Origin of the sequence: Algimonas ampicilliniresistens, from assembly GCF_030159955.1 — a bacterium.
Lineage (GTDB): Bacteria > Pseudomonadota > Alphaproteobacteria > Caulobacterales > Maricaulaceae > Litorimonas > Litorimonas ampicilliniresistens.
In genome coordinates this window covers 951,877-976,219 of the sequence record NZ_BSNK01000002.1, presented here as the reverse complement: position 1 = coordinate 976,219, position 24,343 = coordinate 951,877, and the positions used below count along the sequence as shown (strand labels likewise).

At 54.1% G+C, this 24,343-nt stretch carries 20 protein-coding genes; 8 read left to right on the top strand and 12 right to left on the bottom strand.

The annotated features are described in order from the left end of the window. Positions 1 to 49: 49 nt before the first annotated feature. Positions 50 to 3,337 (bottom strand): carbamoyl-phosphate synthase large subunit, encoded by a 3,288-nt coding sequence (gene carB, locus QQL54_RS12560; RefSeq protein WP_284391280.1) that lies wholly within the window; start codon positions 3,335 to 3,337, stop codon positions 50 to 52. A gap of 252 nt (positions 3,338 to 3,589) precedes the next feature. Here carB and QQL54_RS12555 point away from each other — a divergent pair, with 252 nt between their 5' ends. Both QQL54_RS12555 and QQL54_RS12550 read left to right on the top strand, forming a co-directional pair. Further along, entirely contained in the window at positions 3,590 to 4,093 is a 504-nt protein-coding gene (locus QQL54_RS12555) for a MarR family winged helix-turn-helix transcriptional regulator (RefSeq protein ID WP_284391279.1), read from the top strand. Further along, positions 4,090 to 6,996: a M16 family metallopeptidase gene (locus QQL54_RS12550; protein WP_284391278.1), complete on the top strand. Its 2,907-nt coding sequence runs from the start codon at positions 4,090 to 4,092 to the stop codon at positions 6,994 to 6,996. Before QQL54_RS12555 ends, QQL54_RS12550 begins: the two co-directional genes overlap by 4 nt. A gap of 78 nt (positions 6,997 to 7,074) precedes the next feature. Here the strand turns inward: QQL54_RS12550 and QQL54_RS12545 are convergent, their stop codons facing one another. The 5 genes from QQL54_RS12545 to QQL54_RS12525 all read right to left on the bottom strand — a co-directional run bounded on the left by QQL54_RS12545 (position 7,075) and on the right by QQL54_RS12525 (position 11,500). Continuing rightward, positions 7,075 to 7,371 (bottom strand): putative quinol monooxygenase, encoded by a 297-nt coding sequence (locus tag QQL54_RS12545; protein ID WP_284391277.1) that lies wholly within the window; start codon positions 7,369 to 7,371, stop codon positions 7,075 to 7,077. 28 nt (positions 7,372 to 7,399) lie between these two features. Then, positions 7,400 to 7,780 (bottom strand): DUF1304 domain-containing protein, encoded by a 381-nt coding sequence (locus QQL54_RS12540; protein WP_284391276.1) that lies wholly within the window; start codon positions 7,778 to 7,780, stop codon positions 7,400 to 7,402. Between the two features lie 153 nt (positions 7,781 to 7,933). Beyond that, a complete protein-coding gene (locus tag QQL54_RS12535; protein WP_284391275.1) occupies positions 7,934 to 9,094 on the bottom strand; it encodes an acyl-CoA dehydrogenase family protein in 1,161 nt (386 codons plus the stop codon). Between the two features lie 109 nt (positions 9,095 to 9,203). Further along, complete coding sequence (locus tag QQL54_RS12530; RefSeq protein ID WP_284391274.1) at positions 9,204 to 10,994, bottom strand: acyl-CoA dehydrogenase C-terminal domain-containing protein; 1,791 nt, start codon at positions 10,992 to 10,994, stop codon at positions 9,204 to 9,206. Next, positions 10,994 to 11,500 carry a MerR family transcriptional regulator gene (locus QQL54_RS12525; protein WP_284391273.1) on the bottom strand — a complete coding sequence of 169 codons (507 nt, stop codon included), beginning with the start codon at positions 11,498 to 11,500 and terminating at the stop codon, positions 10,994 to 10,996. The genes QQL54_RS12530 and QQL54_RS12525 overlap by 1 nt, the downstream gene beginning before the upstream one ends. Positions 11,501 to 11,708: 208 nt before the next feature. Between QQL54_RS12525 and QQL54_RS12520 the strand changes: the two genes are divergently transcribed. Together QQL54_RS12520 and QQL54_RS12515 are read left to right on the top strand one after the other, a co-directional pair. Continuing rightward, positions 11,709 to 14,423 carry a peptidoglycan-binding protein gene (locus QQL54_RS12520; RefSeq protein ID WP_284391272.1) on the top strand — a complete coding sequence of 905 codons (2,715 nt, stop codon included), beginning with the start codon at positions 11,709 to 11,711 and terminating at the stop codon, positions 14,421 to 14,423. A gap of 48 nt (positions 14,424 to 14,471) precedes the next feature. Then, entirely contained in the window at positions 14,472 to 14,948 is a 477-nt protein-coding gene (locus QQL54_RS12515; protein WP_284391271.1) for a GNAT family N-acetyltransferase, read from the top strand. Here the strand turns inward: QQL54_RS12515 and QQL54_RS12510 are convergent. The 4 genes from QQL54_RS12510 to QQL54_RS12495 all read right to left on the bottom strand — a co-directional run bounded on the left by QQL54_RS12510 (position 14,945) and on the right by QQL54_RS12495 (position 19,929). Next, on the bottom strand, positions 14,945 to 16,369 hold the full coding sequence (locus tag QQL54_RS12510) for a DUF1501 domain-containing protein (RefSeq protein ID WP_284391269.1): 1,425 nt from the start codon (positions 16,367 to 16,369) through the stop codon (positions 14,945 to 14,947). The two genes, QQL54_RS12515 and QQL54_RS12510, sit on opposite strands and share 4 nt — an antisense overlap. Before the next feature lie 11 nt (positions 16,370 to 16,380). After that, positions 16,381 to 18,114, bottom strand: a complete 1,734-nt coding sequence (locus tag QQL54_RS12505) for a DUF1800 domain-containing protein (RefSeq protein WP_284391234.1) — start codon at positions 18,112 to 18,114, stop codon at positions 16,381 to 16,383. 151 nt (positions 18,115 to 18,265) lie between these two features. Then, positions 18,266 to 19,552: an aspartate kinase gene (locus QQL54_RS12500; protein ID WP_284391233.1), complete on the bottom strand. Its 1,287-nt coding sequence runs from the start codon at positions 19,550 to 19,552 to the stop codon at positions 18,266 to 18,268. A 209-nt stretch (positions 19,553 to 19,761) separates the two neighbouring features. Next, positions 19,762 to 19,929 (bottom strand): CsbD family protein, encoded by a 168-nt coding sequence (locus QQL54_RS12495; protein ID WP_284391231.1) that lies wholly within the window; start codon positions 19,927 to 19,929, stop codon positions 19,762 to 19,764. Between the two features lie 92 nt (positions 19,930 to 20,021). Here QQL54_RS12495 and ubiG point away from each other — a divergent pair, with 92 nt between their 5' ends. The 4 genes from ubiG to QQL54_RS12475 all read left to right on the top strand — a co-directional run bounded on the left by ubiG (position 20,022) and on the right by QQL54_RS12475 (position 23,257). Continuing rightward, complete coding sequence (gene ubiG / locus QQL54_RS12490; protein WP_284391229.1) at positions 20,022 to 20,795, top strand: bifunctional 2-polyprenyl-6-hydroxyphenol methylase/3-demethylubiquinol 3-O-methyltransferase UbiG; 774 nt, start codon at positions 20,022 to 20,024, stop codon at positions 20,793 to 20,795. Positions 20,796 to 20,914: 119 nt separating this feature from the next. After that, entirely contained in the window at positions 20,915 to 21,574 is a 660-nt protein-coding gene (locus QQL54_RS12485; protein ID WP_284391227.1) for a ParB N-terminal domain-containing protein, read from the top strand. 268 nt (positions 21,575 to 21,842) lie between these two features. Further along, on the top strand, positions 21,843 to 22,475 hold the full coding sequence (locus QQL54_RS12480; RefSeq protein WP_284391224.1) for a ParB/RepB/Spo0J family partition protein: 633 nt from the start codon (positions 21,843 to 21,845) through the stop codon (positions 22,473 to 22,475). A 302-nt stretch (positions 22,476 to 22,777) separates the two neighbouring features. Then, a complete protein-coding gene (locus QQL54_RS12475) occupies positions 22,778 to 23,257 on the top strand; it encodes a DUF2141 domain-containing protein (RefSeq protein ID WP_284391222.1) in 480 nt (159 codons plus the stop codon). 375 nt (positions 23,258 to 23,632) lie between these two features. Here QQL54_RS12475 and QQL54_RS12470 read toward each other — a convergent pair whose 3' ends face one another. Together QQL54_RS12470 and QQL54_RS12465 are read right to left on the bottom strand one after the other, a co-directional pair. Beyond that, positions 23,633 to 24,094, bottom strand: a complete 462-nt coding sequence (locus QQL54_RS12470; RefSeq protein ID WP_284391219.1) for a hypothetical protein — start codon at positions 24,092 to 24,094, stop codon at positions 23,633 to 23,635. A gap of 83 nt (positions 24,095 to 24,177) precedes the next feature. Continuing rightward, positions 24,178 to 24,333, bottom strand: coding sequence for a hypothetical protein (locus tag QQL54_RS12465; protein WP_284391217.1), 156 nt, complete (start codon positions 24,331 to 24,333; stop codon positions 24,178 to 24,180). Positions 24,334 to 24,343: the final 10 nt, after the last annotated feature.

The window sequence follows — 24,343 nt, the reverse complement described above, 5'->3', positions numbered from 1 at the left end:
TCTTGAATGATGGTTACACGTCGACATCTATTCAACAGATACCATTCCGTCACCCAGCCGCAATGCTCTGTAGGCTCTCTACTTCGTAACCACCCGCTTTCAGCGCCTTGATCGCTTCGACCGTAGCGCGGCTGGCGGCGGCGGTGGTGAAGTAGGGAATTTTCTGGTCCAGCGCAGTACGGCGCAGGGAGAAACTATCCTTGAGGGCTTGTTTGCCTTCGGTCGTGTTGAAGACGAGCTGCACCTTACCGTTCTTCATCGCATCGACAATGTTGGGGCGGCCTTCATGGAACTTCTTGACGTAATCGACCTCAATCCCTTGCGCGCGCAGATATTTAGTCGTGCCGCCCGTCGCCATGATCGAGAAGCCCATATCGATGAGATCTTGCGCAAGTTCTGCCATCAGCGGCTTATGCTCTTCCTTGACCGAGATGAACGCTGTGCCTGTGTCTGGCAGGGTCACACCGCCGCCCAATTGTGACTTGGCGAACGCCACGCCGAACGTATCGGCAAGGCCCATCACTTCACCCGTCGAGCGCATTTCCGGGCCGAGCACTGTGTCGACACCGGGAAAGCGCGCGAACGGGAAGACCGCTTCCTTGACCGCAATATATTTCTGCGGCCGCGTGCTCAGATCAAACTCGGAGAGCGGCTTTCCTGCCATCACCTTGGCCGCGATGTTGGCAACCGGCAGACCAATGGCCTTGGCAACAAATGGTACCGTCCGGGAGGCGCGCGGGTTGACCTCGATGAGGTAAACGAGATCGCCTTTCACGGCGAACTGGATATTCATCAGCCCGACAACCCCAAGTTCCAACGCGAGCAGGCGCGCCTGACGGCGCATTTCGTCCTGAATATCGTCTGACAAGGTGTAGGGCGGCAGGGAGCAGGCGCTATCACCCGAATGCACGCCAGCTTCTTCGATATGTTCCATGATGCCCGCAACAAAGACGTCGGTGCCGTCACAGATCGCATCGACATCGACCTCGACCGCGTCGCGTAAATATTGGTCGATCAGCAATGGCGACTTGCCGGATACTTTGACGGCCTCAGTAACATAACGGTTTAGCTCCGCATCATTATCCACGATTTCCATACCACGCCCGCCGAGTACGTTAGAGGGACGCAGAACCAGCGGGAAACCCACTGTGGCCGCCGCCTCTTTGGCCTCTTTGACCGTTCGGGCGATGGCATTGTTCGGCTGACGAAGACCCAATTTTTCAACCAACGCCTTGAACCGTTCCCGGTCTTCCGCCCGGTCAAGCGCGTCCGACGGTGTGCCGAGCAAGGGAATGCCCGCTTTTTCCAGCGTGCTCGCAAGTTTGAGCGGGGTTTGACCACCAAATTGCACGACCACGCCGAGCAACTCACCACTGGCCATCTCGCCCTGGATCAACTCCAGAACATCTTCTTCGGTCAGCGGTTCGAAATAAAGCCGGTCGGATGTGTCGTAATCGGTCGAAACGGTTTCCGGATTGCAATTGACCATGATCGATTCAATGCCGAGATCGGCCATCGCGTAAGCGGCATGAACGCAGCAATAATCAAATTCGATGCCTTGCCCGATCCGGTTGGGACCGCCACCCAAAATGACAACTTTCTGTTTGTCAGACACGCGCGCTTCATTCTCAGCAACACCGCCAAAACTGGGCGTTTCATAAGTCGAATACATATAGGGCGTCTTCGCTGCGAATTCCGCCGCGCATGTATCGACCCGTTTATAGACCGGGCGGACGCCCGCTTTTTGTCGGGCTTTCCGAACGTTCGATTCCTTAGTGTCAGTCAACTCGCCGATACGCGCGTCGGAAAATCCTTCCGCCTTGATCGCGCGCCATTCAGATTCGGTCTTGGGCAGACCCGTCTCAGCAAGCCAACTCTCAGCCTTAACTAGGGTTTCAATCTGGCGCAGGAACCAAGGGTCGATCGAGGTGTATTGGAAAATCTTCTCGACGCTCATGCCGTGACGAAACGCCTGTGCAATGACGAGCAAACGATCCGGCGCGAGGATAGACAATCGCGCCTTCAGCGCGGCCTTGAGCGCATCCGGGTCACTATCGTCGAAGTCAATTTCATTCAGTCCAGTCAGCCCGGTTTCGAGGGAGCGGAGCGCCTTTTGGAAACTTTCAGCAAAAGTCCGGCCAATCGCCATCGCCTCGCCAACTGATTTCATCGCGGTCGTCAGAACGGATTCTGCACCGGGGAATTTTTCGAACGCAAAGCGCGGAATTTTGGTGACGACGTAGTCAATCGTTGGCTCAAACGCCGCAGGCGTTGCGCCGGTAATGTCATTATCGAGTTCGTCGAGCGTATAACCTACGGCCAGCTTGGCTGCGATTTTGGCAATCGGGAACCCGGTCGCTTTAGACGCGAGCGCTGAGGAACGCGATACGCGCGGGTTCATCTCGATCACGACCATTCGGCCATCGATGGGATTGATCCCGAACTGAACGTTTGACCCGCCTGTTTCTACGCCGATTTCGCGTAGAACGGCGATGCTGGCGTCGCGCATGATCTGATATTCTTTATCGGTCAGCGTCAAAGCGGGCGCGACGGTGATGCTGTCGCCCGTATGCACGCCCATCGGATCGATGTTCTCGATGGAACAGATGATGATACAATTGTCGGCGCGGTCGCGCACGACTTCCATCTCATATTCTTTCCAGCCGAGCAGGCTCTCATCAACCAGCACTTGATTAGTCGGAGATGCGGACAGGCCAGAGCGGATAATCTCGCGATATTCTTCGATGTTATAAGCGACCCCGCCGCCCGTGCCGCCCATGGTGAAGGCTGGACGAATGATAGCAGGTAGGCCCGTAAAATCGAGCGCGGCCATGGCTTCAGCGACACCAGCCGTAATGTCGACCTCGCCGTCTTCTCGCGTTGGCGCGGTGACGATGGTCGCGCGTGGGTTTTCCAGCCCGATCTTGGTCATGGCCTCGGCAAATCTCTCGCGGTTCTCGGCCTTGTCGATGACGTCAGCTTTCGCGCCGATCATCTCCACGCCATATTTATCCAGAACACCCATCTGTTCCAGCGCAAGCGCGCAATTCAGCGCGGTCTGCCCGCCCATGGTCGGCAGCAGCGCATCCGGCTTTTCAATGGCGATGATCTTCTCGACAATCTCTGGCGTGATCGGTTCGACATAGGTCGCATCCGCCATATCCGGATCCGTCATGATCGTGGCGGGATTGGAATTGACGAGGATGACCCGGTAACCCTCTTCGCGCAGCGCTTTACAGGCCTGGACCCCGGAATAATCAAACTCGCACGCCTGTCCGATAATGATCGGTCCGGCCCCGATGATGAGGATAGAATGAATATCGGTACGCTTGGGCATAGGGTCGCGATCCGTGACAGCGAAAAAGCAAATTGTCGTCTGTTAGTGAGATGGGAAGCGAGTCGCAAGCATGAGCTTGGAATCGTCTCACACAGCTTACACCTGCAGCTTTGAACCCAAAAAATCGGTTTCGCTCGGAGGCGTTGCGACAGCATCACATATATCAGGCTGAGCCTGTGCACAGCAAAAAGGACTTGATGGAAATATATACGCTATATATTGCGCAATATACAGAGCATTGGAGTACAAGACTTGGAACACGACTTCTTCGACCTTGAACTAGCCCAGACCGCTTTTTTGGGAAAACAACTGTCAGACTTGCTTCGTCTGCTCGATTCACAGGCTGGAGCCGTCTATCGAGACAGCGGCATCGTCGTCCCAGTCGCTGTCTCGTCCACTTTAATGGCCCTGCACGCGTTCGAACCGTTATCGATGGCTGATGTCGCCACAATCCTCAAACACCCGCATCAGACCATTGCCCAACATCTAGGAATACTCGACAAATTCCACCTGATCGAAAAGCGCTCTGACCCCAAGGATCGCCGTCGGAGCGAGATCATTCTAACAAAACAAGGGCGCGCCGAGGCAGACCGACTTGAAATATGCCTCAGTCAGATCGCGCGTGCCTACAAAGCTTTCTATGCTGAAATTGGGATCGATCTGAGTGCAGTTATGCTCGCCGCGCAAGAAGCCCTCACGGACGCGCCCCTAAAGGCCAGACTCTCCCAAATCATGACACTGGACGAAACCTTATGACATATCGTTCGGATTCATCCGCGCTGAAAGCCCTCATCCTATCCTTCAGCTCTGTCATTGCATTGGCCGCTGCAGGCTGCGCCGAAACGGCTGCACCGTCCGTCTCAAAAAGTCTACCCTCAGGCATCAGCCATGTTCAGACCTATAGCCCAGAGACCGACAATCCTGGCATCGGGTTCGAGAAATACGAATTGGACAATGGGCTGACAGTCATCTTGCACAAGGATCGTTCGGATCCGTTGGTCCATATCGATGTGCGCTACCATGTTGGCTCAAACCGTGAAGAGCCTGGCCGCTCCGGTTTCGGGCATTTATTCGAACATATGATGTTCCAAGGCTCGGCACATGTCGGCGATGATGAACATTTTAAGATTGTGTCCGAAGCCGGTGGGTCTGCAAACGGAGAGATCACGGACGACTGGACAAATTACTATCAGACAGTCCCATCCAACGAGTTGGAGCCCATGCTCTGGCTTGAAGCCGATCGTATGGGATTCCTGCTCGCCGATATCACTCAGGAAAAATTCGAGACGCAGCGAGACGCCGTCAAAAATGAACGGGATCAGAAGTTCGACAACGTTCCCTATGGCGTTGTCATGGAGCGAATTGGCGAAGCCATGTACCCGCATGGGCATCCCTATTCCTGGCACAGGATCGGTTATGTGGATGACCTTGACGCTGCCACCTTGGACGATGTGACGGCTTTCTTTCAAGATTGGTACGGTCCGAACAATGCAGTCCTAACGATCGGTGGAAGCTTTGATAGAGAGACGACACTTGGATGGATTTCAAAATATTTCGGATCTATCCCTTCCGGACCTGAGGTAGCCCCACTTTCTATCCCCACAATAACTTTGCCATCGGACCGATATATCTCAATGGAAGATAATATCGAACTGCCCCTACTCAGAATAGACTATCCGCTAGATTTGATTGCCTATGGACAGGACGAGGCCGCACTTGATGTTTGGTCTATATTGGCTGGAACTCGCAAATCTTCGACGTTGCAAAAGGTCTTGGTAGAGTCCGGCCTGACCGAAAATGTGGTTGTGCAGAATTTCTGTCGCGAACTCAGCTGTTTCATGACCATTGAAGTTCTGATGCGGTCCAACGAAGAGTTTTCCTTCGCCGATGCAGAGGCTCTCATCGAAAAAACGCTACAAGACATGATGTCCAACCCTCTGGACGATGTGGATGTACAGAGCGTCATAACCGGCATCACATCCGACAAACTGTACGACCTCGAAACCGTTCATGAAAAGGTCGACTATATCTCGGTGCACGAAACCTATTTGGGCCAACCGGATTATTTTGAAGACGATATGCAGCGGTATATGTCCGTGACGCCTGACGATATTGCAAAGGCATACACCCAACATATCAAAGACGCCTCAGCGGTTATCACCCGGGTCGTTCCAAACGGGCGAACTGACCTCATTATTCCCGAAGATAACTATGTATATCCCGGGCGGAAAATACCGTCACTGGACCGCATTTCCCGACCCGAATGGCAGGCGCCGGAGGATGATTTTGATCGGAGTGTAAAACCTGAACCGGGACCGGTGGAGAAAACGAGACTTCCGTCGTTTACGAAGTTTAATCTCGCCAACACCGTCCCTGTATTTCTGACGCAAAGTGACGAAGCGCCGATAACGACGATCGAAATCCTGATGGACATTGGTCGCAAGGACGATCCGATAGATCGTATCGGCATGGCCAAACTCATGACAGCCATGCTCGAAGAGTCGTCACTTTACACGCCCGCACACGAACTTTCCGAGCACCTGAATTCGCTGGGAGCCTCCCTCAACATCAGCGTGGGAGAGTCCCTGTCCGCACTTCGATTGAAGACACCGTCGCGTCATGCAGAGCAAAGCATGATGATCGTCGCGGAACATCTACTGGCGCCGAAATTCGATCCGGAAGAGTTCGAGACGGCTAAACGACAAGCCATATCCAACGCGCAATCCTCACTGAAGCGCCCATCATATCTGGCCTCGTCCCTGTTCAACCGCTTGGTCTATGGTTCCGACAACGCCTTTGCTTATCCAAGCGCCGGCTTACCCGAAACGCTAGAGGCCATCAGTCTGGACGATTTGAAAACGTTCTACAGAACCCACTACACGGCCGACCGCATTCAGATTCTATCCGCGTCAGACCTCGATAAATCAGAGTTGACGCAAGTGCTGTCGCCTTTGAAAGATACGGAAGTCGCGCCGGACCGATCCTTCACGGTTGAGCCCTTCCCAGTGATTTCAAAGCCGGTCATCTATTTCGTCGACAAACCCGGAGCGACCCAGTCGGAAATTCGAGTAGGCCGGGCGGGTAGCGCGTTTGATCATGACGACGCCCATTACAAAGCACGCGTCATGAATTACATGTTCGGCGCTGATTTCAATTCCCGACTGAATTCGAACCTTCGTGAAAACAAAGGGTATACGTACGGCATCCATTCGCGAGTGTCTGCCAATGGTGACTATGGCAGGTTTCGGATCGATACTGGCGTCAGAACAGACGCGACCGTCGATGCCCTTCGCGAAATCATCGCGGAAATGGAAAAGATGGCCGATACGGGTCTACGGGCCGGGGAGCTGGCTTTCACGAAAGCCTACTTTACGAAATCCAACGCTCTGAATTTCGAGTCACACGCGCAGAAGATATTTCTATTATCCCGATTGGCGCTCTACGACTTGGATCAAAACTATCTCGATGAACAAGCCGAGGCTCTCCGATCAATGACCGTCGACACGTTGAACGAAAAGTCGCGGAGCATCTTCAATATAGAGAGGCAGATCATCGTCATCGTTGGAAGCAAGGCCGACGTGTTCGACGGGCTGTCGAGTTTAGGATATCCCGTCATTGAAGTTGACGAAACGGGGACGCCCTGTTCATCGATGGACTGACAGTCTGGTTTACGTGACCCGCGATCCGGACTGTGGCTCCATGACGGTCATTCTGGCTGAGAAGCCCTCACCACGCCTCTAGATCGGGACAGGCTCGGAATGGAAAATTTTCATGTCAGGATCTTCTGATAGTAAGGGTCTGAGCGCCCGCACAAACGCTTTCGAGTCGTCAAGCGCAAAGTGATCCATCAACGCCGGCACATCGCGCCAATATTCGACAAACACGAACCGGGAAGAATTTTCGCAATCCGTGGTGACATCATGCGCGATACAGCCGGGTTCGGTTCGCGAGCGCCGGACATGCGCCAAGCTGAGCGCGCGGACCGCCCCTTCTTGTCCAAGAATAGCGGTCGCTGAGCCGACTACAATGATCATATCCAACCTTTGATCCTGTGCCGCGCAATTACGGCTGTCTCGGCTTTAAAAGCGTCACGCTCAATAGAGCCAGAACCGCCGGAACGGTTTGAACGAAGATGATATTCATGGACGCCGTCATCGCGCCGTAAAGCCCGGCAACCGCTACGCAGGCCAAGAAAAAGCAAGCGACATTCCGCTTCCAACTCACGTCCTTGATAAAGAAAAGCGCCCAAAACAGGCCCGCCGCCAAGAAGCCATTATAAAGCCCTTGATTAGCCGCCAGCACTTTGGTGGGCGCAAACAAATCTGGCGCAAAACTCGTGAAGACTTTTGGCCCGCGACTTTCCCATAAGAACATTTCGAAGACCAGAATGTAGCTATGGATGATCGCGACTAAGCCGATCAGAACTTTACTGACAATATGCATCTAACAAAACCTTCGAAATCGCCCGCACAGAGCCCTTTGTCGAAATAGGCCTTTAAACGTCCAGCATGCGTCTGTCGAATATGTGCCAGCGCACAGCAAAGCGTATAAAAAAGCGCCGCGAAGGGCGCTTTGCATTGGCTGTGTTCGATAGGACTACAATGAACGAGCAATCACCAGTTTCATGATCTCATTCGTGCCACCATAGATGCGCTGCACACGGCTGGCGCGCCATTGGCGACCGATCATATATTCATTCATAAAGCCGTATCCGCCATAGAGTTGTAAGCAGCGATCCATAACTTCACATTCGCGGTCCGTGACCCAATATTTCGCCATTGACGCCGTGACCGTATCAAGCTCACCTCGCAGATGTTTTTCGGCGCAGTCATAGGTGAAGACTTTACAGACCGTGACGATGGTTTTGAGTTCAGCCAGTTCGAATTGTGTGTTCTGGAAATCAATAATCCGTTGTCCGAACGCTTTGCGATCTTTCACATATTCGATGGTGTGGCGCAGCGCCTTTTCCATAGCGGCGACGCCTTGCACGGCAATGTTCAGCCGTTCCTGCGGCAGTTCCGTCATCAGTTGGATGAAGCCCTGCCCTGTGTCTTCGCCGAGAAGCGCGTCGGCCGGCACTTTCATATCATCAAAGAACAATTCAGCCGTATCCTGAGCTTCCATCCCGACCTTGTCGAGGATGCGGCCACGGCGGAAACCGTCGAGATCATCCGTCTCAACCACGAACAGTGATTTGGAGTGTTTGCCCTCGCCGCCTGTATCGGCAACGATAATCAGCAGGTTGGCGGTGCCGCCATTGGTGATGAAAGTCTTGGAGCCATTGATGATCCAGCCGTTGCCGTCCTTTTTGGCGTTGGTTCTGACATTTTGCAGATCGGACCCCGTGCCCGGCTCGGACATGCAAATCGCGCCGACTAGCTCGCCTGACGCCATACGCGGCAGCCATTTCTGTTTCTGCTCTTCCGTGCCGTAATGCAGGATATAAGGCGCAACGATCGCGTTATGGAGCGAGAGGCCGAACCCGTCGACTTCGGCGCGTTCCAGTTCTTCCATGATGATCATTTCATGGCGGTAATCGCCGCCACCGCCGCCATACTCTTCAGGGATGGCGCAGTTCAACAAGCCATACTCCCCAGCTTGATTCCAGAACTTGCGATCAACCTTTTTGTTCTTGCGAAACTCTTCCGAATGCGGCGCCATTTCATTGGCGTAGAATTTATAAACTGCATCGCGGAACATGTTGATGTCTTCTTCCTGATACCAATCAGGGTTTTTGAAATCGAGCACGTCGGCCATGGGGTCGTCCTTCAGATAGGTTGGGTAGGATCAGCTTAGCAGAAAACGAACTCAGCCCGCGGCGTGAAAAACGTCGCGGGCTGATCTTATCAGGTGGATGATGGGCGGTTTAAAACGCCGCTGCATCCAGCGCCATCAAGGGCTCGGCACCGGTTTTGATTTTGGCCAAGTGGCTGTCCATCATCGGCAGCATGCGCAGCATGAAATAGCGGCCCGTGATCAGCTTGTTCGGATAGAAATCCTCATTCGATCCATCGTCGATCTTGGCTTGTGCCACGACCGCCATTTTGGCCCACATATAGGCCAGCGTCGCAAGGCCGAGCATGTGCATATAATCGGTCGACCCAGCGCCCGCATTATTCGGGTCTTTCATACCGTTCTGCATCAGCCACATGGTTGCTTCAGTCAGCTTGGTTTTAGCATCAGCGAGACCATCCATAAATTCAGATAATCCATCCGTGTCTTTATTGTCTTTGACGAACTGATCGATTTCAGCATTGAGCGTCATCAGCGCGCGACCGCCATTGCGAGCGAGCTTCCGACCGACAAGGTCAAGGGCTTGCACGCCGTTGGCCCCTTCATAGATCAGGGCGATGCGGTTATCGCGAACGAATTGGGACATGCCCCATTCTTCCACAAAACCGTGGCCGCCAAAAATTTGTTGGCAATCAATCGTCGTCTTCATCGACATATCGGTCAAATAGCCTTTTACGACGGGGGTTAGCAGGCCGAGATAATCATCGCATTTTTCCGCGAGTTTTTCGTCGCCGGAATGCTTTTCCATGTCTTCATGTTTCGCCGCCCAATAGAGTAGCGCACGGCCAGCTTCGTTGAAGGCTTTGGTTTCCATCAGCATACGACGCACATCCGGATGGACGATGATCGGGTCAGCGGGCTTGTCTTCGTTCTTCGGTCCGGTCAACGCGCGACCCTGAATACGGTCTTTCGCGTAAATAGCGGCGTTCTGGTACGCGACTTCGGATTGACCCAAGCCTTGGAGGCCAACGCCGATGCGGGCTTCGTTCATCATGACGAACATGACCCGCAGACCCTTATTCTCTTCACCAATCAGATAGCCTTCGGCTTCGTCATAATTCATGACGCAGGTTGAGTTGCCGTGGATACCCATTTTTTCTTCGATGGAGCCACAGGACACAGGGTTGCGCTCGCCGGGGTTTCCGTTCTCGTCGAGCTTGAATTTCGGCACGATGAAGAGCGAGATGCCCTTTGTGCCTTGGGGGGCACCTTCGATTCGGGCCAAGACGAGGTGAACGATATTGTCGCTCATATCGTGCTCACCCGCAGAGATGAAAATCTTCTGGCCAGAGATTTTGTAAGAGCCATCAGCGTTCGGAACCGCTTTGGTTTTCAACATGCCGAGATCTGTGCCGCAATGCGGCTCAGTCAGGTTCATTGTCCCCGTCCATTCGCCGGACATCATTTTCGGCAAATAGGTCTGTTTTTGCTCATCCGATCCGCCCACGCTGATCGCTTTGATCGCGCCGCCAGTCAGGCCGGGATACATAGCAAAAGCCATGTTCGATGACGTCCACATCTCAGACGCGGCAATGCCCAGCATCCCGGGCATACCCTGCCCACCATATTGCGGATCCATCGAGAGCGCCGACCAAGCGTTTTCGGACATTTGCTTATAGGCGTCTTTAAAGCCTGTCGGCGTGGTGACAGAGCCATCCGCATGGCGGGTACAACCTTCATGATCACCAACCACGTTGAGCGGCGCGAGCACATCTTCAGAAAACTTGGCCGCTTCAACGAGAATAGCATCTGCCAGATCAGCGTCGACCTCTGAGAACGCGTCATATTTCGTTAGATCCTCAAAACCGAGGACTTCATGAAGCAGGAATTGCATGTCCCGCACGGGAGCCTTGTAGCTTGGCATTAAATTGATCCTTGTTGAGCAATAAGGTGGTTTTTGAAAGCTGCCTGATATCGGTCAGCCAATGTGGAGACGTCCTGATTGGTAACGTCTGAATTATCTTCGAGATGGGCATCGATAACCGCGACGATCTCGCCCATATCCTCGGCCAGTTGTTCGACATCGCGGCGACGATCCGCCAACCCATCAATCACGGCTTGGAAATTATCGCGCCGACGACGCAGCTCGCTCGCATCGGTGATGCGCCCTTCAAGCACGTCGAACACAGCTCGCATGTCATCCAGAGAGAACCCTAAACGCTTGCCACGTAAAATCCGCTCGAACTTAGCCCGATCTTGACGATGGAAGGTTCGGCTCTGGCCAATCCGTTCAGGGCTAAGCAGCCCTTTATCTTCGTAGAAACGAACCGTCCGGGTTGTGACGCCAAACATGTCGGCAAACTCGCGGATCGTCCACGCGTTTGCAACGTCACTTTTGGAGGCCTTATTCTGACCTTTGTGAATGTTCATACCATCGAGCACATTAGCTTGGTGGCATAAGTTGACGTTAACGTCAAGGTAAACAGAAATCTGATTCGTTAACGGTTTAACCGCCTCTTAACCATAGAGAGGCGATGGACAGACTTGGATCGGGGCGCCGGTCCCGTTTGGCCTAACTGATTCGGGGAATCCCGGCAGGACCAATCGACACAAGGATTGTGAGAAGGACGCGAGCGCTATGGTCAGTCGGGTTGCCGATGACGCTCCTAAATCAAACAACCCGTCAGACGGGTCGGATACGGCTGCGCGCGAAACTGATACCACAAAATCTACCGAACCGATGCAAACTCAGTCCAGCAAGTCTGAAGTCAGCCAATCCGACGCGAAGACGTCTGAGCCCGCAAAGGCCAAGACACAGGAAACAAGTTCAGACTCGCAGACTCCTGCGACCCGCCGCCGCAAACCGACTCCTGCTAAGACCGCGCGAGCGAAATCTCTGAAGGCCGATGTCGACCGATTGGAAGCGCGATTGAAACGCGCCGATGAAGCGACACAGAGCAGTTTAGCCTCGCTACAAACTGTGGTGTCCGCTCTGGAGGCCAGCCTCAAAACATCGACCGAGACCCAGAAAGGCCGACTGACGCAACATGTCAGCGACCTCACAACCCGGCTCGACCAGCAATCAACTGATATGCGCGAGGCTATTCGTAAAGAACTCAAATCCGCCCTCTCGGAAGGCGGGCTGGATTATCTGGACGCCGCCGTTGGACGCGCCTCTATGCGTCTTGATAAAGCAGAAATCGAACAAGCCGACGCAATCACGAAGGTCAATAAACACCTCGCCGACATTGCCCGCGCGGTTGACGCCCGGATGAAGGCGGAAAGCCGCAACCGTAAAGCTGAACTCGACACGCTGACTGAAAAATTGACACTCGCTATTGCGACTTCGCAGCATGATGTTGAAAAGCGCGTCACCGCAGTCGAACGCGATAGCGCCGAAGCGCTCAACCGTGTCGGCGCGACGATCGAGCAAATCCATAACAGGCTCGAACAGCGGCGTCAGTCATCCAGCGAGGGTGTTGCGGAGAAAATCAATGAACTGGCCCTGCAAACACAGGCTGAACTCGACGCCCGGTTAAAGGAAGTCGAGGCGCGACACTTGGCTGTTGGCACTGGCGCAGCCGAACGTGTCGTTGAGCGCGTCAGCCAAGACATTGATCATAAAATTGAAGGGCTACAGCGCCGCGTCATCGAACTTGAACGCGGATCAGGCGCTACCCCGCCCATGGCCCTAGCGCCACTCCCGCCATTGCCCGACACATCGACATCGTCCGTGACGAACTTAAGAGAACCCCTTGCGGACATGGTCGAGACCGATCTGCCGCCCAATCCGATTCAGACGCTAAAAGACCGCCTCACGACGTTCCGCACGCCCGCAGCCGCTCCGACACTCGTGCCCGCGCCCGCCCGATCAGCAGACCCATCCAATCCTTATGCGGCGGCGTTAGAGACCCAAGCGCCCTTAACGCTGGACCAGCCTGTTCCAACACCCGTGGTTCCACAGGCAGCACCGCCCGCACAACCTTTCCAAGTCCAACCTCACGGGGACGCAACACGTCCGCCACCTCTGCCACCTTTCCAAATGCCGACATCTCTGCCGCCTTTGCCGGCCGCAGAAGATTTCCAACCGGCCCCTCTGCCCGAAGAAGTTTATTCCAATCCGGCCTATGCGGAGAACGTCAATATGCGCGCGGGCCTCATGGCGCGTTCAAGGGTTGAATCGCCCATGGCGGTGCGTGTCGCCTCAACTAGCCCGCTCCAGCGCTTCTCGATGCCGTCTTTATCCAGTCGGAATGTCCGTGTTGCTCTATTAGCGACTGGCGTTGCCGTGGTCGCCTTAATGGCCGGACGGATGATTTTGAGTACAGGCGATAATCCTGACTCAACCTTAGCTCAGGGTGGTCAGCCGCCTGTCGTGACAACGACATCACCCAACAACTCTTTCCCGCTCAATAATGGGGCCCAAACCCCGAACACCCTTGATGCCAATATCGGTACGGGGGCTGTTGCGGGTCCGTCCACTGAGCCGATAGGCAACTATGCCGAAACTCAGCCCGTCATCATTGATAGTGCTGAGCTCGATACGCTCGAAGCAGCCGTTGAAGCGGGTAATCCCATTGCTCAATTCCAGATGGGTCTAGCTAAACTTGACGCAGGCGAGACCGAAGACGGCGCGTCACTCATTCGTCAGGCCGCCAGCGCCAACCAACCTGCTGCGCTTTATCGCCTCGCCAAGCTCTATGAATCGGGTGAAGGCGTTCCTCAAGACGATGTCATGGCGCGTCAGTTGATCGAACGGGCCGCCCGAGGCGGCAACCGGATTGCCATGCATGATCTGGCTTTATTCTATACAGAAGGTCGCGGCGGCGTTGAGTTAGATATGAACGCCGCAAAGTCTTGGTTTGAACAGGCCGCGCGCAGAGGCGTCGTCGACTCGCAATTCAATCTCGCCGTCTTGTCCGAAAGCAGTGAAATCGGCTCGACCCCAAATCCGGAACAAGCTCTATTTTGGTATTCTATCGCGGCTAGCCAAGGCGATCAGTTTGCCGTGTCGCGACGTGATGCGCTCCGCGCCAGTCTGGATGCCGATCGGCTCACTGCGATTGATGACCGCATCCAAGCGTTCACACCGCGCCCGATTGATGAAGCCGCAAACGGCATATTCTCGAATGTTCCGTGGGTGACGAGCGCCAGCTCATCCAGCAATAACCGAGTGTTAGAGGCTCAAACCCTACTCGCCTCAATGGGTTATTCCGTCGGCACCCCGGATGGCGTGATGGGATCAAGAACCCGAACCGCAATCGTCGAATTTGAGCGCGCCAATGGGCTGTCCGAAACCGGTCAAGTTAGCCGCGAACTCGTCAGTCGCTTGGCACAGGCCTCAGGCTCCTAAACCGCTTCTCGCTTGCACTCACCCGCTCAGCCGGGCGATAGTCACCTTATGAGCCTGCAAGTCCGTCGCGCTGAAACAACGGAACAGATCGCCTACGTCCGCGCGCTCTTTCTTGATTATCTGCACTTCATCGAAGCCTATCTCGGCCAGACCCTCTCCTTTCAGGGGACGGAGCGGGAATTTGCAGATTTCCCCCAGACTTACGATGCCTTGTGGTTAGCTGAGGTCAACGGTCATCAGGTCGGCGCCGTCGGGCTAAAGCCATTTGATGAGTGTACGGGGGAGCTCAAACGCCTCTGGGTTACACCAGAAGGCCGTGGACACGGCGTCGGCAAAGCGCTCTGCCAAGCCTGTATTGAAGGCGCGCGTGAGCAGGGTTACGTCCGCCTCTTACTCGATACGGACCGCGGTCTGACCCATGCCAACTCCGTTTATGAACGGCTCGGTTTTGTTGATATCGACCGTTATTACGACAATCCGATGGATTCTCGTTTCATGGCGCTCGATCTAACTTCTAAACACTAGGCTGAGGTTCCGCTGAGGAAGCCGAGGTCACGTTGGTTGAACCGACTGAGGTTGGGTAAGACCCGGTCAATTTCGCTGCCGTCTAACCCGAACCATGATCCAAGAGTCGCCGCATATTGATCAACGGACACGGACGGGATCAGACGCGCGCGCGAGCTGGTGAAGCGTTCCCCATCTGGATCCAATTCCGGCATGTCGCCATAAATACGTTGGCCTTGCACCGATCCACCAAAGACGAATTGGTGGCTACCCCAACCATGATCCGTGCCGTCGCCATTATCCCCGAGCGTGCGTCCAAAATCACTCATGGTGAAGACTGTGACCTGGCCCCACACCCCCATGGCAATCAACGCGTCACGGAAGGCCGCGATGGATTGCGCCAAACCGCCGAGCAGACCGGGCATACTGCCTGACTGATTATTATGAGAATCGAACCCGCCTGTATCCGCGTAGAATATTTGCCGCGAATTGCCGATTACGCCGCGTAGATTGATAGCGTTGGCAATCGCCGACAATTGTCGGCCTAATGAACTATTCGGAAAAGGTGTGCCGACAGACCCTGCTTGGGCAAACGCCTCTCGATAATCCCGCATATTCTCGATCCCACGGGCCTGACCGGCCACGACATCCCGCGCGAACGGATTGCTAGACCCATGTGTGGCATCACGAAGAAATTGATCCATCTTGTCGCGCGCCGCAGCGCCGTGACTGCCTGAGGTCAGGTTCGTTCGGACGCTCATATCAATGCCGAGATTTTCAGGATTTTCCGGGGCTTTAAATTGTAGAGCCCGCTCTGCGGCCAAGAAAATATCACCACTCCCCGCCGTGATCAGCGAGAAGTCGGGATTACCGACCCCGGAACCGCTCGCAATCATCTCATCCATGAAACTCCCACCCCAACCGCGACGGACCCCCTCGGTTTCGAGCGCCATCCAGGTTGATTGCTGGTCATTGTGAGAAAAGAGCCGCTTGGGCAAAGCATCCGTTCCGGACGCCATACCGGTGCGCGATGTGGGCGTTAGCAACGGCCCAACCGCGCCGACGACCGCACCTTCGCCGGCGTCGAACATGGCCTTCAGCGGCGCTAATTCCGGGACTAGGCCAAATTGACGACCGCTGAACATGTCGGGTCCGAGTGGGTTGAGTGCTAAGAGATTTTCGCGAGCACGCGAGCCGTCTCCATAGCGGTTCACAATCCCCGGACGGACATCGACTAAGGCGTCATAACTGGCCTGATCGCGTGGCAGCAGCGCATCAAACATGTCAGCGCCGCCCTTAAGGAAAATGCCAACCATGGCTTTGTAGCCACCCGTGTCAGCCGCAAAAGCCCCCTGACGGCCAAGACCCGCCAGCGCGCCCGTTGCGCCGAGGAAACCCGCCGCGGAGGCTTGTAGAAAGAGACGTCGATTATAATTGGTCATGATCTCGTCCCCTAATTCAGCGCGACAAAATCGGCAGAGCCGACGGTCATAAGAATGGCGATCCGCACACGAGAACGGATATCCGTATCGCGAGAATTCGTATCTCGTACCGGTAAGGCTTCGACGGCTTCGACAATTGCGGTGCGAGTTGTGGCATTCATCCGGCCCGCTGTTAGCTTGAGGTCAAGCAGATCAACGAGAGCTGCGGCATCGGCCGCAATGGCGAGTTCCTCAGACAAGTCTGGTACGGGGATACCAACCCGGTCCGTATCCCCTTGGATCAAAAACCGAGTCATAAAGTTGAGATAGCCGAGCGCGGACGCCTGATTGACAATCTGCAGTTCCGGTGCGGTTAACCCCGCATCGCCGGTCTCTGATCCCGGCGCGACGTAGCCCGGTCGATAGAAGTTAAATACCGATGGGCTTTTCAGGGGCGATTGCCCCAGCAAGCGCGTTGGATCGGACGTATCCGCAAACACGTTATATTCTGGGATGGTCAGGCGCAGTGAGTCCGGTTTGGCAAAGGTTCGCGCGAGTTGGACATATTTTAAAACGGGTTCGCGCAGCTTCCCTTCGGTCGCGTCCTGAACACCGTCATGAACCGTGTCGTCCAGAAGTATCGCCGCCAGTGTCGCCGATAAATCACCCCGTTGACCCGTCCCGAATGCCGTGCCGTCTTCCGCTGTGTAAGCGCCGGTTTCAAACGCGTTAGCAACGCGGCCGACATAGGCAGGACTAGGGCTGCTTGCCGTAAAGCGTTGAATAAGTTGGCGGGATATGAAGGGTGCCAGATTGGGGTGGGCGAAGATAGCGTCCAGCGCTTGATCAACAGATGCCGTGCCGGGCGTATTCGCCGGAATGGTCGTGCCCAGGAAACTCTTCTCCAATGTGGAATGAAAGTCCTGATACATCTCCATCGGCACGTGATAGGCATCGACCCCCCGGCGGCCTGAGCGGAAATCGGTCCCGGCATGCGCCAGTCCCGTGAAGACGCGGGCCAGTCCAACCACATCTTCATTATTGTAAGTCTCGATCTCATTGCCATTACTGTCGAGCTTCGCCGTGCCGTCCATATTCAGCTCGACCAGACCGATGGTGAAGAGCTGCAAGATCTCGCGAGCGTAATTTTCGTCCGGTTGACGCCCTGTATCCGGGTCGCCTTTCCGATTATAGGCATAGGTCAGATATTCGCCCATGATCGGCGAATAGGTGACCTCCTGCATCAGATCGCGGTAATTCCCGAACGCGTTACGATCAAGCACATCAAGCCACGTACCAAGACCGTACCGTACACGGCTGGAAAATTGGTTGTTGCTGATGACCGTGATTTGCGAGAGCGCGAAAGTCATCCGGGCCCGTAATTCGGCGTCTGACGTGATCATCGCTTCCCACATGGACTGAGACGACTGTCTGCGTGAGACGTCGTCTATGCTCACACGGGCCCGCATCAGCGCCTCATAGCCAAATTCTGGTTTGGCTAATTGTTCAGTGATCCAGCTCGACGCATTCTTCCCCGTTAAGGCGTCCACATCGGCGGCTTTGGTCGCCAGTCCGGCGGTCTGGAGAAAGGCGGCGGCTTCAGCTTTGGTTTCTAGTTCTGCCAAAGGTGTTGGCGGCGGCGGAGGGGGCGGGGGCGGTGTGACAATGATTGCGGGCGGTGCGGTTCCGCCGCCTCCGCCCCCACCGCCACAGGCCGCGAGGATCAGGGCCGCCAGAGCGGGGGCCATCACACGCATCATTCCCATAGATCCCTCCGACAGGTCCGCTTTGGCGGATACCCCCAAGTCAGACTGTCGGCTCTCTCTTAATTGAGGCCTAAATATGATGGTTACCGCAACACAGCCTATTTTGACCGCAATTGCGGTCATTTAAGCCGAAATGGGGTGAAGGTGCAATCTAGGGTGCAGTGACAGGCGGCGCCTTTGTCTCATGAAGATCAAACGCGTTATGGAGCGCGCGGACGGCCAGCTCCGTATATTCACTGTCAATCAACACGCTAATCTTGATCTCTGACGTTGCGATCACTTCAATGTTGATGCCCCGCTCGGCGAGGGCTTCGAACATGGTTTGCGCCACGCCAGTATGCGACCGCATGCCGATCCCTACGACGGAGACCTTGGTGACGTCGCGATCATGTTTGATCGCTTTAAAGCCGATCTCCTCTTGCGCAGCCTCCAATGCGGCCAGAGCAATATCGAGATCTCGTTCGCCAACCGTGAAGGTTAAGTTCGCGGCGTTATCAGATCGGGAGATGCCTTGGACGATCATGTCGACAATCACATTAGCGTCACTCATCGCCTTACAAACCTTGGCAACCATGCCTGGTTTATCGCTGAGCCTTAACAGAGTGATCTGAGCTTCGTCGCGCGAATAGGCGACACCGGAAACGACGCGCTCTTCCATGGTTTGGTCCTCGTGGCAGACAAGAGTGCCGGGATTGTCCTGGCCCTCAACGGCCATCGACGTCAGCACCCGGATGGGTAGATTATAATTCATGGCCAGTTCGACAGACCGGACTTGCAAAACTTTGGCCCCAAGCGAAGCGAGCTCCAACATCTCTTCAAACGCGATGCGGTTCAAGCGGCGAGCTTCAGGCACAATGCGGGGGTCGGTCGTATAGATACCGTCGACGTCTGTATAAATGTCACAACGGTCTGCTTTCAGCGCGATCGCCAGAGCCACGGCCGATGTGTCCGAGCCGCCGCGCCCTAATGTCGAGATCCGGCCATCATCGCTAATACCCTGAAATCCTGCTACGACAGCGACATTGCCGTCGGCGAGGCTTGGGCCAATGGCGGAGCTTTCAATCTCTGCGATCCGAGCTTTCGAATGGGCCATATCGGTGCGCAGTGGGATCTGCCAACCAAGCCAAGACCGGGCGCGAATGCCGCGGCGGCGCATCGCAATAGCCAGCAAGCCGGACGTAACCTGTTCACCCGAGGCGACTATGGAATCATACTCATCGTGAATATCGCCGCCGCATTTATCTTCCCCCGGCGGGCAATCAGCATCCAGCGCATCGACCAGCGAGACCAAACGGTTCGTCTCTCCGCTCATGGCAGAGACGACCACGGCAACTTCATGGCCCGCATCGACTTCCTTCGCGACCAGCGCCGAGACCGCCCGGATCCGTTCCAGATCTGCGACTGACGTGCCGCCGAATTTCATGACAATGCGCCCCATCTGCGCTCAGCTCCTTCAGATTAAGGCGAGCCCTGTAGGGGAAGGCGTCTCTGCAAGCAAAGGGAAAGGCGGGATGATTTGCCTTTAGAAACATCCATATTGCATGACAGGCAAAGTTTTGCCTCTAAAAGCCGTCCCCCTCAATCATTTGGCAAAAAAAAGACCGAGCATGAAGCCCGGTCTTCAACGTATCTTGGTTTTTGTGCGGCCTAGTCTAGTACGTCCTTGACGTCGCCAATGAAGTCTTGCCCTTTGGCCTTGAGTTGATCGCCTTTACCTTCGGCTTCCAAACTCTTGTCATCCGTCGCCTTACCAACCGTTTCTTTGGCTTTGCCTTTAAGGTCATTGGCGCCAGCTTTGACATGTTCGCTTTTCATAGTCTGTCTCCTGTTTCGGGGTGGGATATGAAAATTAAACGGCGCACATGCCTTTACGGTTCCGAATTGCGCTCAGGCGCGTATGTAGAGTTATGGCACACGACACGACCCACGCTCCCGAACATCTGACCTCAGTTTCTGTTGACCCGCGCGAGATGGAGAGCTTCTCCCGCATGGCGCATGACTGGTGGAATCCAGACGGCATGTTCCGCCCCCTGCACGTCATGAATGGGGCGCGGCTATCGCTGATTAAGGAGACGGTTTGCGACCACTTTCTGCGCGATCCTGATCAAGACCGACCTTTAGAGGGGCTCCGCGTTCTCGATATTGGCTGTGGCGGCGGCCTGCTCTGTGAACCAATGGTGCGACTGGGCGCGACCGTGACCGGAGTCGACGCGTTAGAAAAAAATGTCAAAACGGCAAAAACACACGCCAAGCAAGGCGGTATAGAGGTGGACTACCGTCACGGCACGATCGAGCAAATGGTTGAAGCGGGCGAAACGCCTTATGATGTCGTTCTCAACATGGAAGTGATCGAACATGTCGCCAATCCGCGCGACTTTATCGCAGACTGCGCGGCGATGGTCCGTCCAGGCGGGATCATGATGTGCTCGACCATCAACCGGACTCTCAAAGCCTTCGCCTTCGCCATCGTCGGTGCAGAATATGTGCTGCGCTGGCTGCCCCGCGGAACCCATCAATATGACAAGCTCGTGCGTCCGTCAGAATTGACGGCTTATCTCAACCTAGCAGGTTTGAACGTCGAGCGTGTCACAGGCATGAGTTTGAACCCAATGACCGAACGCTGGCGACTAAATGACGATACATCCATTAACTATGTCACCTCTGCGGTGAAGCCTGGATGACCATTAATACCCAATAATAGTCGTAGAAAAACTAATTTCTGAAATTTCGTCCCTAAATATTTTAAGTCTTAGTTAACCCTATTTGGAAAGTGTGTTTTAGTTTCTTAACCACATCTGGCATGCGACAAATTGAACAGTTGCCAGCCCGTTCGGTTAAAGGATTTCTGATGTCAACTAAGGCTCAGACCTATATTCCACGACATGCTAGTCTTGATGAATTTGACCTAATTCGCGGGCAGGTTTTGTTGGGCAGACGTCTTCGCGATATTCAGATTTTAGAAAATAGCATTGCCCGGTTTGGCCTGCTTTCCCCACTTATCGCCCTTAAAAAATCTAAGCGCTTAACCGTGATTGATGGGCGCAAACGGCTAACTGCAATCAGACGGCTTGAATTCCAAGGGCGCTTGCCAAGCTCACTTTCACGGTTACCGTATTTTTTTGCCCACGAGACAGAGAAGACTGAGCCCATTGCATCGGCTCTTCTCTCCAATTCAAGCCTATTTGATGCCGTGCAAGCTGAGTTCCAGCGCGGCACATCTACCGGCACCATTGCAGATCGATTCCAGATCTCTCGTCAGTGCGTGCGTGATATCCTGTCGCTTTCACGTCTGTCTCCCATGGTTCGTATGGCCTTTTTTGATCGCTCGATCGATCTTCCACAAACGCGCGCTTACGCCGCCATTCCTAGTCCTTACGAACAGGATATTTGCCTGATGCGGCTCGGCAAAGGGGCGACTCCAAAACAGATTTTAAACGAAAATCGTCTTTCTCACCCTTGAATATGACATCTGTAAGGTGATCGTAAAATCATCAAAACAAACCACAGAACAAAATCTACTCAATGCCATTTACAATGACCAAGGATAACTTTTTGGGCTTTGTGGACGACCTGTTGATGACTTGTGGATACTTAAGGCATCAAAATTTCCGCAACAAAAAATTAATGCCTCGTTAATCACACTGGGCAGGGTTTAATCTAATATTCGGAACCCTGTCATGTTCCCCAACATATAAGACTCATTAACCACGTCGGTTGGAGGTCTACATATGTTATGCACAGCACAAACGCAGATCCCGCGTCACGCGCCTGTGGATAGGTTTCAACTACTACGAGGACGCTTACTCACTGGCAATCGACTACGCGATGTTAAAGCGCTGCAAGATAGTATTATCCGGTTTGGTTTACTTTCCCCAATTGTCGCGATCGACAGAGCGGGTCATTTCATTGTCGTCGATGGACGGAAACGTATAGCAGCGATCCGACGCCTTGCATTTGAAGACCGGTTGCCCCGGTCATTGACGCATATCCCCTACCTGCTGACGGATGAGATGACCGCAGCAGAGCGCCGCGTTCCTATCCTTGTTTCCAACCGCGATTTGTTTGCAGCGCTTTTGAGCCAGTTCCATGACGGCGCCTCTGTCACAGAGATGGCTGATCGGTTTTGTATCTCAAACCAATGCGTCCGAGACATTCTCTCCCTCTCTCGGCTCGATCCGGCTGTCCGTGCCGCATTCTTCCGACGTGTGATCAATTTTTCTCAAGCCCGCGCTTATGCGGCTTTACCGGACAGACGGGCACAGGTTGCGCGGCTGCGCGAACTCGGCCCCTTTGCGACACCCAAACAAATATTAGAAGAGACGTCACCAGCAGAGGCTGAAGCAGATTTGGTTGCAGCTTAACCCAAGACCCGCTGAAAAGTCAGTACAAATGGCTGCCGTCGGGAACCTTATGGGTCGCCACGCATAGATTAAGAGGGCCGACGGGCAACTTTATTCCCATCTCGGTGCTCGTCGGTTCTACTCATCGACACAGGCCGTCTCCGCACGTTTAAAATTCCATAAACATCTGAATATATTACCTTTTTATTCGTTTCTATTGGAACGCATTCGATCTCTTGCGCGTTCATCTGGTGAACAAAAGCATTGGCCTTTCTTATGAGGCCACCTCCCGGCTTCGCCGAACCAGATAAGGATGGAATGACATGAATACCAAACGCTTCATTGCCCTCGCCGGCGCCCTCGCTGCAACGCTCGCCCTTCCTATCGGTGGTTCGGCTAAGGCCTCCGAATTCCTTGCTGCACAAAGCCAAGGCGGCGCAGCTCACGCGAAACTCGTTTTGCGGATTGAAGGCCTCCCCAGCTCTGACGGGCAACTGCTCATTGGTTTATATGACGCTGAGGACGGCTACAAAACTGATCAAGAACTCATCGGCAAAACTGTGAAAGTCGACGATACAGTCGTTGAAGTCGTTTTCGACAATCTTTTAGTGGGCCGTTATGCGTTTAAAGTTTTCCATGACGAAAATAGCGACGGTGAACTCAATACAAACTTCATGGGAATTCCGTCGGAGTCATACGGCTTCTCCAACAACGCATCTGACCCGTTCAGCGCCCCTGAGTGGAAAGAAACTCGCTTCTCTCTGCCGCGTGGTCGGATGACCCAGACCATCGATCTCAGCTAATCAATAACGCTATAAATGAGTATAAAGGCCAGCTTTCAAGCTGGCTTTTTTTTGGGCAGAGACACTTCAAGAATACCTCATTCGCATTCATTACGATCTTAACTGGACCGTCCGTCAGAAAATTCAACTTTAAAGCTGGCTCTCAGAGAGAGATTGGCTTTGCATTGGTGAATAGCTCTGACGCGGACAGTCTTATTGTCCGTGCGTCTTGTTGACTGCCTGCAACAGTGTGATCGGGTGAGAGTGTTGGGGATGATACGAAGGATGCCTCACGAACTGGTAGTATTTGTAAGTGAGGAGTCTAAGTTTAGTGCCTACAAGTGAAATTAGGTAATCAGCTTGTATGTCAAAGGACGCGCAATTACTTCTTAGCGTCTAGAATGAGGTCGAGACGCCAGCACCTGCAACCGTATAGAGCGGGTCAACACCGAGCGCTTCAGGATAAGCACCGCTGTCGCGTTGAGCATCGCGTGTATCGAATTCCGTTTGACCGGACGTCCCGATAAACACGGGGCTATCTTCGACTAGATCGAAGTTACGAAGATCTGTGTCAGACTTGAACTCACTTGATCTATGGATCACGTGTGCGCCAGCAAGACCATTCATCTGCATGTCTGTATTCAGAGGCACGACAAGCTCTGGCAGAGCCTCATAATGGCGGATGACCTTGGGCGTCTCACTCACGGCTAGCTTTTCATAAACCCATATCTGGGCTTCATACGCATTCAGCGTATTCGTATTGTCGCTAGCGTGAGCTTGGCTTGCGCCGAGTGTCAAAGCAGTGGCGGCCGCTGCAAGAATGAGGGTTCGGGTCAGAGTGAGTGTTGTATGTTCCATATATAAGAAACGCCCGGTCTCACGAGGAGTTCCGAGCGTTTTTGTGTCAACCTAAAGGTCTATATGATTGCGTTAAATACTACCTAGATGGCCACTGTCATGAAGATGACAATCATGGCGACTAGGACCAAAGCTGTTGAGACAACGAACATCCACCAAAATTTTGGTGAGCGTTCTCCGGCTTGAGCCTCGACAGGATCGAGATCAGCGGGATGGTCGTCGGTGTGAAGATCAGTCATATCGGTCTGT

Coding starts and splice junctions, on each gene's coding strand:
- carB (WP_284391280.1), bottom strand. CDS start 3,337: ATGCCCAAGCGTACCGATATTCATTCTATCCTCATCATCGGGGCCGGA.
- QQL54_RS12550 (WP_284391278.1), top strand. CDS start 4,090: ATGACATATCGTTCGGATTCATCCGCGCTGAAAGCCCTCATCCTATCC.
- QQL54_RS12545 (WP_284391277.1), bottom strand. CDS start 7,371: ATGATCATTGTAGTCGGCTCAGCGACCGCTATTCTTGGACAAGAAGGG.
- QQL54_RS12540 (WP_284391276.1), bottom strand. CDS start 7,780: ATGCATATTGTCAGTAAAGTTCTGATCGGCTTAGTCGCGATCATCCAT.
- QQL54_RS12535 (WP_284391275.1), bottom strand. CDS start 9,094: ATGGCCGACGTGCTCGATTTCAAAAACCCTGATTGGTATCAGGAAGAA.
- QQL54_RS12530 (WP_284391274.1), bottom strand. CDS start 10,994: ATGCCAAGCTACAAGGCTCCCGTGCGGGACATGCAATTCCTGCTTCAT.
- QQL54_RS12525 (WP_284391273.1), bottom strand. CDS start 11,500: ATGAACATTCACAAAGGTCAGAATAAGGCCTCCAAAAGTGACGTTGCA.
- QQL54_RS12520 (WP_284391272.1), top strand. CDS start 11,709: ATGGTCAGTCGGGTTGCCGATGACGCTCCTAAATCAAACAACCCGTCA.
- QQL54_RS12515 (WP_284391271.1), top strand. CDS start 14,472: ATGAGCCTGCAAGTCCGTCGCGCTGAAACAACGGAACAGATCGCCTAC.
- QQL54_RS12510 (WP_284391269.1), bottom strand. CDS start 16,369: ATGACCAATTATAATCGACGTCTCTTTCTACAAGCCTCCGCGGCGGGT.
- QQL54_RS12505 (WP_284391234.1), bottom strand. CDS start 18,114: ATGGGAATGATGCGTGTGATGGCCCCCGCTCTGGCGGCCCTGATCCTC.
- QQL54_RS12500 (WP_284391233.1), bottom strand. CDS start 19,552: ATGGGGCGCATTGTCATGAAATTCGGCGGCACGTCAGTCGCAGATCTG.
- QQL54_RS12495 (WP_284391231.1), bottom strand. CDS start 19,929: ATGAAAAGCGAACATGTCAAAGCTGGCGCCAATGACCTTAAAGGCAAA.
- ubiG (WP_284391229.1), top strand. CDS start 20,022: ATGGCACACGACACGACCCACGCTCCCGAACATCTGACCTCAGTTTCT.
- QQL54_RS12485 (WP_284391227.1), top strand. CDS start 20,915: ATGCGACAAATTGAACAGTTGCCAGCCCGTTCGGTTAAAGGATTTCTG.
- QQL54_RS12480 (WP_284391224.1), top strand. CDS start 21,843: ATGTTATGCACAGCACAAACGCAGATCCCGCGTCACGCGCCTGTGGAT.
- QQL54_RS12475 (WP_284391222.1), top strand. CDS start 22,778: ATGAATACCAAACGCTTCATTGCCCTCGCCGGCGCCCTCGCTGCAACG.
- QQL54_RS12470 (WP_284391219.1), bottom strand. CDS start 24,094: ATGGAACATACAACACTCACTCTGACCCGAACCCTCATTCTTGCAGCG.
- QQL54_RS12465 (WP_284391217.1), bottom strand. CDS start 24,333: ATGACTGATCTTCACACCGACGACCATCCCGCTGATCTCGATCCTGTC.